Annotated in this window: 11 protein-coding genes and 1 pseudogene; 4 read left to right on the top strand and 8 right to left on the bottom strand. The window is 67.8% G+C overall.

The genetic code is table 11. The annotated features are described in order from the left end of the window. Positions 1–80 precede the first annotated feature (80 nt). A complete protein-coding gene (asnB, locus tag G6021_RS02995; RefSeq protein WP_182640646.1) occupies positions 81–2,006 on the bottom strand; it encodes an asparagine synthase (glutamine-hydrolyzing) in 1,926 nt (641 codons plus the stop codon). A gap of 227 nt (positions 2,007–2,233) precedes the next feature. On the opposite strand from asnB, the gene G6021_RS03000 reads away from it, so the two are divergent. Continuing rightward, positions 2,234–3,352, top strand: coding sequence for a cytochrome c oxidase subunit II (locus G6021_RS03000; protein ID WP_182640639.1), 1,119 nt, complete (start codon positions 2,234–2,236; stop codon positions 3,350–3,352). A gap of 34 nt (positions 3,353–3,386) precedes the next feature. Beyond that, entirely contained in the window at positions 3,387–3,803 is a 417-nt protein-coding gene (locus G6021_RS03005; RefSeq protein WP_182610026.1) for a cytochrome c oxidase subunit 4, read from the top strand. 202 nt (positions 3,804–4,005) lie between these two features. Here G6021_RS03005 and G6021_RS03010 read toward each other — a convergent pair whose 3' ends face one another. After that, positions 4,006–5,163, bottom strand: coding sequence for an acyl-CoA dehydrogenase family protein (locus G6021_RS03010; RefSeq protein WP_179525029.1), 1,158 nt, complete (start codon positions 5,161–5,163; stop codon positions 4,006–4,008). Positions 5,164–5,292: 129 nt separating this feature from the next. Then, positions 5,293–5,817: a DUF3253 domain-containing protein gene (locus G6021_RS03015; RefSeq protein WP_179525030.1), complete on the bottom strand. Its 525-nt coding sequence runs from the start codon at positions 5,815–5,817 to the stop codon at positions 5,293–5,295. 157 nt (positions 5,818–5,974) lie between these two features. Between G6021_RS03015 and G6021_RS03020 the strand changes: the two genes are divergently transcribed. Beyond that, positions 5,975–7,558, top strand: coding sequence for an FAD-binding protein (locus G6021_RS03020; RefSeq protein WP_182610025.1), 1,584 nt, complete (start codon positions 5,975–5,977; stop codon positions 7,556–7,558). 264 nt (positions 7,559–7,822) lie between these two features. Here the strand turns inward: G6021_RS03020 and G6021_RS03025 are convergent, their stop codons facing one another. The 4 genes from G6021_RS03025 to G6021_RS03040 are packed head-to-tail and all read right to left on the bottom strand — an operon-like array spanning position 7,823 to position 12,181. Beyond that, a complete protein-coding gene (locus G6021_RS03025) occupies positions 7,823–9,445 on the bottom strand; it encodes a cytochrome bc complex cytochrome b subunit (RefSeq protein ID WP_182640640.1) in 1,623 nt (540 codons plus the stop codon). Then, positions 9,442–10,632, bottom strand: coding sequence for a ubiquinol-cytochrome c reductase iron-sulfur subunit (locus G6021_RS03030; RefSeq protein WP_182640641.1), 1,191 nt, complete (start codon positions 10,630–10,632; stop codon positions 9,442–9,444). Before G6021_RS03030 ends, G6021_RS03025 begins: the two co-directional genes overlap by 4 nt. Further along, positions 10,629–11,513, bottom strand: a complete 885-nt coding sequence (locus tag G6021_RS03035) for a cytochrome c (protein ID WP_182640642.1) — start codon at positions 11,511–11,513, stop codon at positions 10,629–10,631. The genes G6021_RS03030 and G6021_RS03035 overlap by 4 nt, the downstream gene beginning before the upstream one ends. A gap of 56 nt (positions 11,514–11,569) precedes the next feature. Next, complete coding sequence (locus G6021_RS03040; protein ID WP_182640643.1) at positions 11,570–12,181, bottom strand: heme-copper oxidase subunit III; 612 nt, start codon at positions 12,179–12,181, stop codon at positions 11,570–11,572. 283 nt (positions 12,182–12,464) lie between these two features. Between G6021_RS03040 and trpD the strand changes: the two genes are divergently transcribed. Beyond that, positions 12,465–13,529: an anthranilate phosphoribosyltransferase gene (gene trpD / locus G6021_RS03045; protein WP_182640644.1), complete on the top strand. Its 1,065-nt coding sequence runs from the start codon at positions 12,465–12,467 to the stop codon at positions 13,527–13,529. Here the strand turns inward: trpD and G6021_RS16895 are convergent. Beyond that, a pseudogene (locus G6021_RS16895) lies at positions 13,510–13,843 on the bottom strand (hypothetical protein); the annotation flags it as partial. The gene trpD and the pseudogene G6021_RS16895 sit on opposite strands and share 20 nt — an antisense overlap.

Genomic DNA, 13,843 nt, shown 5'->3' on the forward strand with positions numbered 1-13,843 from the left:
GTGTGCGGAACGCTCTTCTCGATGGGTCGGGCCCGCGGGGGCCCGAGTTCGGATCCGGCTGGCGGCGGGGCCGGGTCGGGCTAGAGGCGCACGGGGTAGTCCCGCTGCTCGATGTCCGGGGTGATGCGCCCCTCCACGAAGATGCCGTGCCAGATCATGAAGCACAGCATCGTCCAGATCCGGCGGCTGTGGTCGGACTCGCCACGGCGGTGCTCGTCGAGCATGCGCATCACGGCGGCCTTGTCCACGAACTCGTCGGTGCCCGAGGCCAGGACCTGCGCCCGCGCCCAGTCGTGCAGCTCCGGTCCGGCCAGCCAGTGGCGGGTCGGAACCGGGAAGCCGAGCTTCTTCCGGTGCAGCACGTGCGCCGGCACGATCCGCTCGAGCGCCTTGCGGAGCGCGTACTTGGTGGTCCCGTGAGCGACCTTCTCCGTGTACGGCAGGCGGGAGGCGACCTCGTAGACCTCGCGGTCGAGGAACGGCACGCGCAGCTCGAGTGAGTTGGCCATGGTGACCCGGTCCGCCTTGACCAGGATGTCCCCGCGGAGCCACGTGAACAGGTCCAGGTGCTGCATCCGGGCGACAGGGTCCCACCCGCGGGAGCGCTCGTAGATCGGAGCCGTCACGTCCTGGTGGCTCCACTCGGGACGGTAGTCGGTGAGGACCGAGCGGACCTGGTCCTCGGAGAACGAGCGCGCGTTGCCGTAGTAGCGGTCCTCGAGACTCATGGATCCGCGATGCAGCAGGCTCTTTCCACGGGTGCCCTCGGGGATCCGCGTGCTCACCCTTCCCAGTGCGCGGCGCAGGCCACCGGGGATCTTCTCGAACGGTGCGAGCGAGAGCGGCTCCTTGTAGATGGTGTATCCGCCGAAGAGCTCATCCGCGCCCTCGCCGGACAGGACCACCTTGACGTGCTTGCGGGCCTCGCGGGCGACGAAGTACAGCGGGACCAGGGCCGGATCGGCGACCGGCTCGTCGAGGTACCAGATGATCTCGGGGATCGCGGCGGCGAACTCCTCGGGCGAGACCACCTTGACGATGTGTTCCACACCGATCGCCGCGGCGGACTCGGCGGCCACGTCCACCTCCGAGTAACCCTCCCGCTCGAACCCCGTGGTGAAGGTGAGGAGGTTCTCGTTGTGACGCCGGGCGAGCGCGGCGATGGCGGTGGAGTCGATGCCGCCGGACAGGAACGAACCCACGGTGACGTCGGCGCGCATGTGCTTGGCCACGGAGTCCTCGAGGGCCACGGCGATCTCCTCGTAGCGGCGCTCGGAATCGCCGTCGGCGACAGGGACCACGGGGAAGGTCGGCTCGAAGAAGCGCTCGATCACCGGAGCGGCGCCGGGGGAGAGGGTCGCGTGGCAACCGGATTCCAGGCGGCGGACACCGCGGGTCAGCGTCTCGTCCTCGGGGACGTACTGGAGGGTGACGTAGTGCTGTAGGGCGCGGGTGTCGAGAGAGGTGTCGACGGCGAGGAGGTCGATCAGTTCGGTGATCGACTTCTTCTCGCTCGCGAACGCGGTGCCCCCGGGACCGGTCGCCATGTAGAGGGGCTTGATCCCGAAGGGGTCGCGGGCCACGAAGAGGGTGCGTTCGACGGTGTCCCAGATCGCGAAGGCGAACATCCCGCGGAGCCGGCGGACGGCGGCGGGGCCCCAGTGGTGGAACGCCACCACGATCGGCTCCCCGTCGCCCTCGGTCCGGAACTCGGCACCGAACTCCTCACGCAGCTGCGCACGGAGTTCGACGTAGTTGTAGATCTCCCCGTTGAACGTCAGGGCGTAGCGGTCGGGGGCCTCGGGCGGACCCCAGCGCAGCGGCTGATGCGAATGCGCGATGTCGATGATCGACAGACGGTTGAAGCCGAACGCCAGGTCGTCGTCGACCCAGGTCCCCACCTCGTCCGGACCGCGGTGACGCTGGCACCCCATCGCGCCCAGAACCCTCGATTCCTGGGCGCGGGCGGAGCCGTCGGGGGTGAGCAGACCAAGCAGGCCACACATTCGTCGGGTACCTCGTCGATCGTCGTCGGGGGTGGGGGAGAACCCGCGTCTGCGGGCCACGATGGGTTCGAATACTACTGGTCCCGGGGCTCCCGCCCGCCGCGCCGGACGGCGGAGGGGTGGGTTCGGTGAAATGCCGGGACCCGCGGCTTCCAAACTGAGAGCCGTGGTCTACGATTCCTAAGTGTCCCGGCCACGTGGTCGGTGCCGCTGATCAGGAAGGCGTGATGGTGGAACAGCGTGACGGGCGTCGTCGGACGCGCAGGGCTGCACTCGCGGTGTCGCTCGGCACATTGGGCTTGATTTTGTCCGGTTGCAGCCTCCACACCGACAACAAATGGTGGAACCAGACCATGAACTTCGGGTTCCCCAACGGGATCACGCCCGAGGGCATCGCCATCAGGGAGTTCTGGACTATCACCGTCATCACCTCGCTTGTCGTCGGGTTCTTCGTGTGGGGCCTCATCTTCTGGACCATGGCCTTCCACCGCAAGAGGAAGAACGACGACGGCGAGTTCCCGCGTCAGACCGCGTACAACGTGCCGCTCGAGCTGGTCTACACGGCGGTGCCGTTCGTGATCATCTCGGTGCTCTTCTACTTCACCGTCATCACGCAGAACAAGGTCCTCGACCTCCGGCCGGAGGAAGAGGTCGGCGTCAAGGTCGACGTCACCGCGTTCCAGTGGAACTGGAAGTTCGGGTACAACAAGGTCGACGTCGCGGGTGTGTCCATCGAGGACGGCACCAACGAGGAGGCCCAGCGTGCGGCCGAGGAGGCCGGCGTCCTCTCGGAGGAGCAGCGCATGGCACTCGGTCACGACGGCGAGCCCGCCGCCGGTGGTCCGATCCATGGTCGCCTCGCCGAGGACAAGTCGTACCTCCACTTCAACAACATCGAGACCGTCGGCACCTCGGAAGAGGTCCCGGTACTCGTACTGCCGACCGGAACCCGCGTCGAGTTCCGCCTCGCGGCGGCCGACGTGATCCATTCCTTCTGGATCCCCGAGTTCATCTACAAGCTGGACGTCATGCCGCACCCCGGCCAGAACCAGCAGCTGAGCATGTTCCAGATCGCGGAGATCGAGCGTGAGGGTGCCTTCGTCGGACGGTGTGCCGAGATGTGCGGCGCGTACCACGCGATGATGAATTTCGAGCTCAGGGCGGTGTCGCCGGAGGCCTTCGCGGAGTACATCCAGTTCCGCCAGGACAACCCGACCGCGTCCAACGCGGAGGCGCTGGCGTCGATCGGCGAGGAGCCCTACTCCACGTCCACGGCACCGTTCAAGACCGGCCGCAGCGATACCCGCGACCAGAACAACATCATCGAGAACGCATCCGCTAACTGACGTCTCCCGGTATCACGCGAAGGGCTCCTGCACGATGAACGCAACAGTAAGAATCTTCGACGGACTGGTGGTCTTCCTCGCCATCATGGCCATCGCGTACACCTACCTCACGGGCACCTCGCGCACCGGGATTGAGTGGGTGGGCTCCACCTCCCTCGTGCTCTCCGCCGGGCTGTGCCTGCTGATCGGTGGGTACCTCCGCTTCGTGGCGCGGCGCATCAGCACGCTTCCCGAGGACTACGAGGAGGCGGAGATCTCCGACGGCGCCGGCGAGCTCGGGTTCTTCAGCCCGCACAGCTTCTGGCCGTTCTTCATCGCCTTCTCGATCCTCATCATCGGTTTCGGCGCGGCGTTCTGGAACTGGTGGGTGCTGCTCGGTGGCGCGACCGCGCTGATCATCACCGCCTGTGCCCTGGTCTTCGAGTACCACTGGGGCCGCGAGAAGCACTGACCGACGGTCAGACCCCACGAGGCCCCCACCGCGAGACGCGGTGGGGGCCTCGTTTGTTCACGGATCACCGCCCGAAGCCGGGACTCATGTCGGCAACCCGCGGTCGTGGCGTCTCCGACGTCGGGGGCATCACCCGGGAACGAGCTCGGGCCGGGACCCGCGCGGCGCGCAGGTCCCGGCCCGGATCAGGCCCGGTGGGGGACTACAGTCCCATGTCCTTGGCGATGATGGTCTTCATGACCTCGTTGGTCCCGCCGTAGATCCGGTTGACCCGGTTGTCCGTGTACAGGCGGGCGATCGGGTACTCGTTGATGAACCCGTATCCGCCGTGCAGCTGCAGGCAACGGTCGATGACCTCGGCCGCGATCTCGGTGCAGAACAGCTTGGCCGATGCGGCCTCGGCCGCGGTCAGCTCTCCCTCGTCGAGTGCCTCGAGCGCGCGGTCGGCGACGGCCTGCGCCGCGTCGACCTTGGCCTGGCAGGCGGCGAGTTCGAACTTGGTGTTCTGGAACGAGGCGACCTCCTTGCCGAAGACCGTGCGCTGCTGGGTGTACTCCTTGGCGAAGCGCACCGCGGCCGCGGCCTGGGCGTAGGCGCCGTACGCGATTCCCCAGCGCTCGGACGGCAGGTTCTGGCCGAGGTAGTAGAAACCACGGTTCTCCTCGCCGAGCAGGTCCTCGACAGGGACCTTGACGTCGCTGAAGGCCAGCTCCGCGGTATCGGAGGTGCGCAGACCGACCTTGTCGAGCTTGCGTCCCACGGAGTAACCCGCGAGCTTGGTGTCGACGGCCAGGAGGGAGATGCCGAAGCGACGGTCGTCCTCGCGCGGGGGAGCGGTCCGGGCGCAGACGATCACGCGGTCGGCGTGGACACCGCCGGTGATGAACGTCTTGGCACCGTTGAGGACGTAGTGGGTGCCGTCCTCGGAGAGCTTGGCGGTGCTCTTCATGCCGGCGAGGTCCGAGCCGGTGCCCGGCTCGGTCATGGCCAGCGCCCACATCTCCTCGCCGGAGACGAACTTGGGCAGATAACGCTGCTTCTGCTCCTCGGTCGCCAGGGCCTTGATGTAGGGCAGGCCCAGCAGGACGTGAACGCCCGATCCACCGAAGTTCACGCCCGCCCGGGCGGTCTCCTCGGACTGGATGGCCTCGAACTTGTGCGAGTTGATCCCGGCGCCGCCGTACTCCTCGTCGACGTTGATGCCGAAGACCCCGAGATCGGCGAGCTTGTAGTAGAACTCGCGCGGCACGATGCCCGCGTCGAACCACTCCTGGAAATGGGGGGACACCTCGGACTCGATGAAGGCGCGGATGGTCTGGCGGAAGGCCTCGTGGTCTTCGTTGAACACTGTGCGACGCAAGGGTGTATGCCTTTCCATTGGACGACCCGCCGTGAGAGGGGGACGGGGCGATCTGGTGAATGTCTCCTACCAGAAGTGATCGTACAAGGCCGCGAACCGCGACATGGCGGGGGTTACCGGCTGGTAGCTTCAGTCCCGTGCCACGCTGCCGTCCGTCGGTGGCCGGAAGTCGAGCGCGTCCGCCGCCACGATGCGGATCGGGCCTCGGATGTCGGCTCCGGAGACGACCCGGCCACGTTGCGTGATGGCGACGACGCCGTCCGCTCGGAGATCCAGGGCGACCTGTCGGGCGGTGTCCATGAGCTCGCGCCACTGTTCGCCGCCCACCGTGCGGGCGGCGTCGCTGGGGCAGATCGAGCCCTCGCCGCGGGAGCGGAGCAGCGTTCGGATCGTCGCGGCCAACCGGTTCCGCGTCCCCTCCTCGGTCGGATCCCACCAGGGGTCGCCGCGCTCGCCCAGCGCGGTCTTGGCGTCGTGCACCATCACCCGCGCGGCGTCACCCTCGGACTTCACGAGCCGGCGGCCGGTCATGAGCGCGGAGACGAGTTCGGTCCTGAGCGTGTCCGGGATCGACGGATCGGTGGCCCTCCATCGCCTCCCCCTGACCACGATGTAGCGACCGTCCTCGGTGTGTTCGACCTCGTTGCGCGTCACACCGCGATCATGCCCGCACGACGTGGAGGAGTCACGAAACCCGCCGGTCGGGCGACGGAAACGCGCCGGGCCGCTAGTGTAGAACGTGTTCTAGTAGGCGTCGGCCCACGGCCGGTGTCCGGGCCGTGTGCCCGTGACGACGAGATGAGGAGAGCCCGTGACGACGCAGGCCGGCACGTTCGATGCAGAGTTCGATGTGATTGTGGTGGGATCGGGCGTCGCGGCGCTCTTCGGCGCGGCCGCGGCGGCCTCGCGGGGGCTGTCCACCTGCCTCCTCGAGAAGACGGACCGTTTCGGGGGCACCTCCGCGTACTCGGGCGGCGCGGTGTGGTTGCCCGGCAACGCCGTCCTCGCCCGCGACGGGCTGGAGGACTCGGTGGACACGGGCCGCACCTACTTCCGCGCCGTCGTGGGCGACCGGACCGACCACGACCTACAGGACGCGTACCTGAACACCGGGCCGATGGTCGTCGACTTTCTCCAGGACACACTGGGAATCCCCACGAGATTCCAGGCGTTCCCCGACTACTTCGACGCACCCGGACGCCAGGAGGTGGGTCGAAGCATCTACCCCAAGCCCATCAAGGGGGAGGAGGTGGGTGAGCGCACCGGAGATATCCGCTCCTCGGTGCCGTCGGATCAGTTCGGTTCCCCGGAGGACACCGCCAGGTTGGAGGGCGGCCGCGCCTGGGTCGCCCGGCTCGTGCTGGCGTTGGATGACATGGAGGCGGCCGAGCTCTGGCTGTCGACGGCTGCGGAGCGACTTATCCGCGACGACGACGGGCGGGTCGTGGGGGTCGAGGTGCGAGAGGGCTCGGGCCTGCGGTCGATTCGCGCACGGCGGGGCGTACTCGTCGCCGCGGGCGGATTCGAGCGGTCGACGGAGTTGCGTCGACGGTGGCAGCGGATGCCGACCTCTGACTGGTCGGCCTCCCACCCGGATACCGGTTCCGGGGACGCCGTCCGCATGTTCGACGAGGTCGGGGCCAGACTCGACCTGCTGGACCAGTCATGGTGGTGTCCGGCGACACTGTTCCCCAACGGGCACGCGGCGTTCACCCTCGGTTTCCGCTCCGGGATCATCGTCGACGGCGCAGGTCGTCGCTTCGCCAACGAACTCCTGCCGTACGACCAGATGGGCCGTCGCATGCACGCCCGGATGGACGACGGAGCGGGCGAGGAGTTCTGGTTCGTCTTCGATGACTCGGAGGCGGGCGGGTATCCGGCGATCTGCGTCCCCGCCCCTGATCCCGAGCAGCTGCGGGCGGCCGGGCTCTGGCACACCGCAGCGACGATCGGGGAGCTGGCCCAGGCCATCGGTATCGATCCGGACGTCCTCGCCGAGAGCGTCACCCGGTTCAACGGCCATGCCGCGCAGGGCAGAGATGACGACTTCGGACGGGGCGAGGATCCGTACGGGAGGTTCTTCCTCGGCGCCTCCACTGCCGAGGAATGCCTGCGGCCCCTGGGGGGCGATCGTCTGCACGCCGTGCGCCTGGTGCTGGGGGACCTGGGCACCAAGGGTGGTGCCGTGATCGACCCGAACGGGGCCGTGGTGGGTACCGACGGTGCACCGATCCCGGGCCTCTACGCCGCCGGCAACTCGTCGGCGTCGGTGTCCGGTGAGGCATACCCGGGTCCCGGGGTTCCCCTGGGGTCGGGCATGACCATGGCCTTCCGGGCCGTGGCCGACATGGCCGGGAAGCCGCTGCCGGTGAACCCCGCTCCGGTCGCCCGGTGACCGGAGCGCCCGCCACCTCTCGCGGGTGGCCGGGCACGGTGACCGCACCTCCCGGGTGGTCCCACGGGCCTCCGGCCCAACCCGTCCCATGAGGAGGACGTCCCAGGCGCCGGGGTGAGGCCGGTGTCACGCGGCCCGCGACGTCGACCCCCCGACAGATCACCCGCTCCCGAAAGATCACTCGCCCCCGGTGGAGGAGGCGAGACGACCGCGGGCCGGAACTCCTCTCGGAGCTCCGGCCCGCGGTCGGGTGTCAGCGGTGGATCAGTGCTCGTCGTGGCGACGCGTACGGTTCTCCTGCTGCAACGTGGTGAGCATCGAGTGCTCGCGGTCGTGCTTGCCGTGATCGGCGTCGTCGAGATGACGCACCTCGTCGACGGGGTCGGCGGTGAGTGCGCCCCGCGGGGGCCGGCCGGCCGCACCGAGCTGGTTCATCTTCGTGGGCACCTTGGCACCCGCGTACTCGAGCGGAACCGCGTGACCGTGCTCGTCCATCCCGCCCAGCGGCTGGTGGACCTCGACGAACTCGCCCTGCGGCATCCGCATGATGATGCCGGTCTCGATCCCGTGCTCCAGGACCTCCCGGTCGGCCCGCTGGAGACCCAGGCAGAGACGGTAGGTGAAGAAGTACATGACCGGCGGCAGCAGGATCAGACCGATCCGGCCCGCCCATGTGGTGGCGTTCAGCGAGATGTTGAAGTGATACGCGATGAGGTCGTTGGATCCCATCAACACCAGGATCACGTAGAACGTGATGGCCATGACGCCGGCGGCGGTACGAACCGGCACGTCGCGCGGACGCTGGAGCAGGTTGTGGTGCGCGGTGTCACCGGTGAGCTTGGCCTCGATCCACGGGTACAGGAACATCACCGCGACCATCGCGCCGAGCATCACAGCCACCCAGAGGACGGCGGGGATGGTGTAGTTCCCCAGGTAGATCTCCCACGCAGGCATCACGCGGGCGCCGCCCTCGGTCCACAGCATGTACCAGTCGGGTTGCGAGCCGGCCGATATGTGGGATGGGTTGTATGGCCCGAGGTTCCATATGGCGTTGATGGTGAACAGGCCCGAGAAGAGCATGAGCATGCCGACGGTGATGGCGCCGAACGCGACGGACTTGACGGCGAAGACCGGGAGGATCCGGACGCCGACGACATTGTTCTCCGTGCGGCCGGGCCCGGGGAACTGGGTGTGCTTCTGGTACCAGACCAGCGCGAGGTGCGCGGCGATGAGGGCCAGGATGATAGCGGGGATGATGAGCACGTGCAGGATGTAGAAGCGCGGGATCAGGAGATCGCCGGGGAAGTCCCCGCCGAAGATCATCCAGTGCATCCAGGTCCCGATCACCGGGAGCCCGACGATGATGCCTGAGGTGATCCGGATGCCGGTTCCCGACAGGACGTCGTCCGGCAGGCCGTAGCCGAGGAAGCCCTCGACGATGCCCAGCAGCAGCAGCACGCAACCGATGACCCAGTTGGCCTCACGCGGGCGACGGAACGCGCCGGTGAAGAAGATGCGGATCATGTGGACGATCATCGAGGCGACGAAGAGTAGTGCCGCCCAGTGGTGGATCTGGCGCACGAACAGGCCGCCGCGGACCTCGAACGAGATGTTGAGCGCGGTCTCGTAGGCCCGGGAGATCTCGATGCCGTTGAGGGGCGCGTAGGCACCCTGGTAGATCACCTTCGACATCGACGGGTCGAAGAAGAGGGTGAGGTACACACCCGAGATCAGCAGGATGATGAAGCTGTACAGGGCGATCTCGCCCAGCAGGAAGGACCAGTGCGTGGGGAAGACCTTGTTGATCTGCCGACGCATGCCCTTGGCCATGGTGTATCGCGAGTCGAGGTTCTCCCCGATCGTCGCGAGCTTGGTGTTGTTACTCATGAACGACGCTCCCAGAAGGCAGGTCCGACCGGCTCGATGAAGTCACCGTTGGCGACGAGGTAACCCTCGCTGTCAACCGCGATGGGCAACTGCGGCAGTGCGCGCGCGGCGGGGCCGAAGATCGGCTTCGCGTACTCGAGCGCGTCGAACTGCGACTGGTGGCACGGGCAGAGGAAGCGGTGCGTCTGCTGCTCGTACAGTGAGGTGGGACACGCCAGGTGCGTGCAGATCTTCGAGTAGGCGTAGAGGTCGCCGTAGTTGAAGTTCTCCTGGCCCTTGCGCTTGATCACCCGGGCCGAGTCGGCGGGGCGGAAGCGGATCAGCATGACCGAGTTGCGCGCCCCGTGGATCGAGTGCATGTGCTCCTCGAAGTCGCCCAGGGCGCTCTCGGGAAGCGGGAAGACCGACTCGAGTCCACCGGCTGAGAGGTCCTCGACGTGGATGCGCTCGAGGCGTCCCTCACCCGCGGGGGGATGGCCGTCCGGGTAGACCTTGCCGGTGTCGCGACCGAGGTACACCTTCTCGGCCGGCAGCCCGTCCGGACGGGTGTCCGACGCGAGGGTCCACCCCGTGGTGTGCAGGGTGCCGTCTCCGGCGATGGTGAGTTCCCCACGGCGCCACGGGTTCTTGACCATGCCACCGAGCGGCAGGATCGCGGACAGACCGATGAGGGCCACGCTCGCTCCGAGGAAGCCGCCCATGACCTTGCGACGGCCGAGGGTCGAGGTCTTCCAGGAGTCGTTGAGTCCGGCGACGAGGGTCCGACGGTCGACGTCCTCCGACGGTCCGTCGTGACGGGTCTGGACCGAGATCTCCTCGGGGATGAACTTCTTGGTGAACTGCACCGCACCGAAGCCCAGGAAGAGGATCGACAGGCCGATCGTCAGGCCGAGGAGGGGCGTGTACACCATGTAGAGCCAGTAGCCGTCCTCGCCCTGGCCGCGGTACTCCCAGGGCCAGGCGATGTAGATGACGGCGAAGGCCAGCGCGAGGACCGCGGACAGTGCGAACCAGGTGGTGACGACTCGTGCGGCACGCTTCTCGGATCGCGTGGTGACACCGTCCGGCCACCGGTTCTCGCGGAATCGGACGTCGACCTCGTCGAGTTCGGTTCCCAACCGGACGAGCTCGGCGTCGCTCATCCGGTCGAGGTCCGCGGGGGACGGGTTCTTGGGGGTCTCACTCATGAACGGGATCCGATCCAGAGGGTCGCACCGATGAGGGCGACGATGCCGACTAGCCAGATGGCCACACCTTCGGTCACGGGGCCGAGTCCGCCGAGCGCGTAGCCGCCGGGCGAGACCTTGGAGTCCGTGTCCTTGATGAAGGCGATGATGTCCTTCTTCTCGTCAGGCGTGAGCTGACGGTCCGAGAACTTGGGCATGTTCTGCGGACCGGTGAGCATCGCCTGGTAGATCTCCTGCTCGTTGGCAGGGTCGAGGATGGGGGCGTACTTGCCCGCCGACAGCGCTCCGCCGCGACCGGTGAAGTTGTGGCAGGAGGCGCAGTTGAGGCGGAAGAGCTCGGAACCGCGCGCGATCTCCTCGGCGCGGGCCTCGCCCGAGGCACCGCGCAGCGACCCCTGGGCGATCGACCCGTCGGGATCGGTGACGATCTCGGGACCGCCGCCGAAGAGGTGGACGTACGCCGCGAGCGCGATGATCTGGTGCTCGCTGTAGCGCGGCTTCTTGCGCTCGGCCTGGGCCTCGTTGTTGGCCGCCGGCATACGACCGGAATGGACCTGGAAGTAGGTCGCGCCCGCGCCCGTCCCGACGAGCGACGGACCGCGGTCCTCGACACCCTGCAGGTTCTGGCCGTGGCAGGTGATGCACGCGACGTCGTAGATCGACTTGCCCTCGGCGATGAGCGCGGCCTGGTCCTGCTGGGCGGTCGCGACCTGGGGCTCGGGAACGACGGCCGTGGCGATGGCCCCGGCGCCGAGGAGACCGGCGGCGATGACGAGCGCGCCGGTCGCCTTGCGGCGACGCTTCGACGAGGCCGGACGAGCCGGATTCACCGCGGGCTCCGGCGACGGCGTGTCCGCAGCGGGTGGGTGAGGTGAGTTCATTATGAGTTCCCTTTGGAGTTGGGACCTGCTGGACGCAGCGTCCTGCGGCCAGCTGACTACTGAATGAAGTAGATGGTGACGAAGAGGCCGATCCAGACCACGTCGACGAAGTGCCAGTAGTACGACACGACGATGGCCGCCGTGGCCTGGGCGGGAGTGAACCGGGACATGGTCGTCCGCATGACGAGGACGACGAACGCCAGGACGCCGGCCGCCACGTGGAGGCCGTGGAAACCGGTGGTGATGAAGAAGACGGACCCGTAGACGCTGGACGAGATCGTGGTGCCCTCGAGGTACAGAATGACGTACTCGTAGGCCTGACCGATGAGGAAGACCGTGCCCATGAGGGCGGAGATGATGTACCAACGGCGGAGGCCGAAGACGTCACCCTGCTCGGCGGCGAAGACGCCCATCTGACAGGTAACCGAGGACGCCACGAGGATCGCCGTGATAGTCAGAGCGAACGGGACGTTGAGGTGCGTCGGGTAGGAGGGCCAGTCACCTCCCGAGTTCGCCTTGGAGACGAAGTACATCGCGAACAGCCCCGCGAAGAACATCAACTCCTGGGACAACCAGATGATGGTGCCCACACTGACCATGTTCGGCCGGTTCAGCGAATGAACGCGCTGAGCCATTGCCGATCCTGAGTTATCCACTGCGCTCGTCACGAGGCCAAGTATGACCCCTGAGGTGGGCGGAGGCTGCAGGGACCCCCGATTTCGGCGTGTCCCCACAGCGTTTTCGCAGGTCGTTCATAGAACTCCCCGGTCACCCGTCAGGGGACGCACCCCGTGCAGGGGTATCAGGGGCTTCTCAGGCTCTTCTACGGGTGGCGGGACGGGCCCCGTGACGGGAGTCCGCGGACACGGGCGACGCGGCTGGTGGCACGATTGTCACCGTGCGGTCGGACGGTGACGGTCCGCCGGGATCCAGGGAGAGAGGTCGGGACACGTGGGGAGTTCTGCAGCGTTCGACGAGGGCCGGTCCTGGCCCGGGGTACTCGGCACGCTCACGGCGGGTGAGGACCTGGAACCGGTGGACGCGCGCTGGGCGATGTCCCGGATCATGGAGGGCCTCGCGACGGATGCGCAGATCGCGGCGTTCGGTGTCGCGCTCGACATGAAGGGTGTGACGGGTCCGGAACTGGACGCCCTGTCCTCCACGATGCTCGACTACTCGCGACGGGTGCCGACCTCTCGGCCCTGCGTCGACATCGTCGGGACCGGTGGCGACCGGCAGGGAACGGTCAACATCTCCACCATGTCCGCTCTCGTCGTGAGCGCCTGCGGAGTGCCCGTGGTCAAGCACGGCAATCGTGCTGCCTCCTCCAAGAGCGGAGGAGCCGACGTCCTCGAGGCTCTCGGGGTGGCGATCGACCTGGGGCCGGAGGAAGTCGCCCGGTGTGTGGAGGAAGTGGGTGTGGCCTTCTGCTTCGCCCCCGTGTTCCATCCCGCACTCCGCTTCGCCGCCGCGCCCCGGCGGGAGATCGGTATCCCGACCGTGTTCAACATCCTCGGGCCGCTGACCAACCCCGCCGCCCCCGCCGCCAACCTCATCGGGTGCGCATTCGAGAGGCTCATGACCGTGATGGCCGAGGTGTTCGCACTTCGTGGCCGGTCAGCGCTGGTGGTCCGTGGCTCGGACGGCCTGGACGAGATCACGATGACAGGACCGACCCGGGTGCTGCGCGTCTCGCACGGTCGGATCGAGGAGGACGAGATCGCCCCCGGCGACTTCGGCATGAGCACGTGCGCGATCGAGGAGCTGCGTGGGGGGGACGGGCAGCACAACGCGGGCGTCGCCCGGGACCTGCTGGCGGGTAAGAAGGGCCCCGTCAGGGATGCCGTCCTGCTCAATTCCGCGGCTGCGCTGGTGGCGTTCGACGGACTCGAGCCGGGAGCCGACCTGGTGACCGCGATGACGTCGGCGGTGGATCGCGCCGCGAGGGCGGTGGACGACGGCGAGGCGGCCGGACTCCTGGACAGGTGGGCGGCCTTCAGCGTCGCGCGGGACTGATCCCTGCTCTGCTCGTCTCCGCGGCCGCCCGTTCGGCTCGATCCGCCCATGCGGTCAGGGTGTGGGCACCGTCGACGGGGAGGGCCCAGCAACCCGTGACCGACACGATGCGGGTGGGTGCGGAGTCGATCCATCTGTGCACGTTCCGGATCTCCGAGGCGCTGGCGCCGGAGAACGGCCCGGGTCCGGGTCGCACGGTCGTGGCGCCCGCCCTGAGTGAGTCGATGACGGGGAGGGGGGCGGCCCCGGCCGGCACGATCCCCGAGGCGGCCAGACGTCCGTGACGCACGACTGCCACGGCCCATGTGCGCGCG

The sequence above is a fragment of the Dietzia sp. CW19 genome (genome assembly GCF_014145265.1).
Classification (GTDB): domain Bacteria; phylum Actinomycetota; class Actinomycetes; order Mycobacteriales; family Mycobacteriaceae; genus Dietzia; species Dietzia natronolimnaea.

What these genes read in the sequence shown, in the direction of transcription:
- G6021_RS03000 (WP_182640639.1), top strand. Translation starts at nt 2,234, where the DNA reads ATGGTGGAACAGCGTGACGGGCGTCGTCGGACGCGCAGGGCTGCACTC.
- G6021_RS03005 (WP_182610026.1), top strand. Translation starts at nt 3,387, where the DNA reads ATGAACGCAACAGTAAGAATCTTCGACGGACTGGTGGTCTTCCTCGCC.
- asnB (WP_182640646.1), bottom strand. Translation starts at nt 2,006, where the DNA reads ATGTGTGGCCTGCTTGGTCTGCTCACCCCCGACGGCTCCGCCCGCGCC.
- G6021_RS03025 (WP_182640640.1), bottom strand. Translation starts at nt 9,445, where the DNA reads ATGAGTAACAACACCAAGCTCGCGACGATCGGGGAGAACCTCGACTCG.
- G6021_RS03030 (WP_182640641.1), bottom strand. Translation starts at nt 10,632, where the DNA reads ATGAGTGAGACCCCCAAGAACCCGTCCCCCGCGGACCTCGACCGGATG.
- G6021_RS03035 (WP_182640642.1), bottom strand. Translation starts at nt 11,513, where the DNA reads ATGAACTCACCTCACCCACCCGCTGCGGACACGCCGTCGCCGGAGCCC.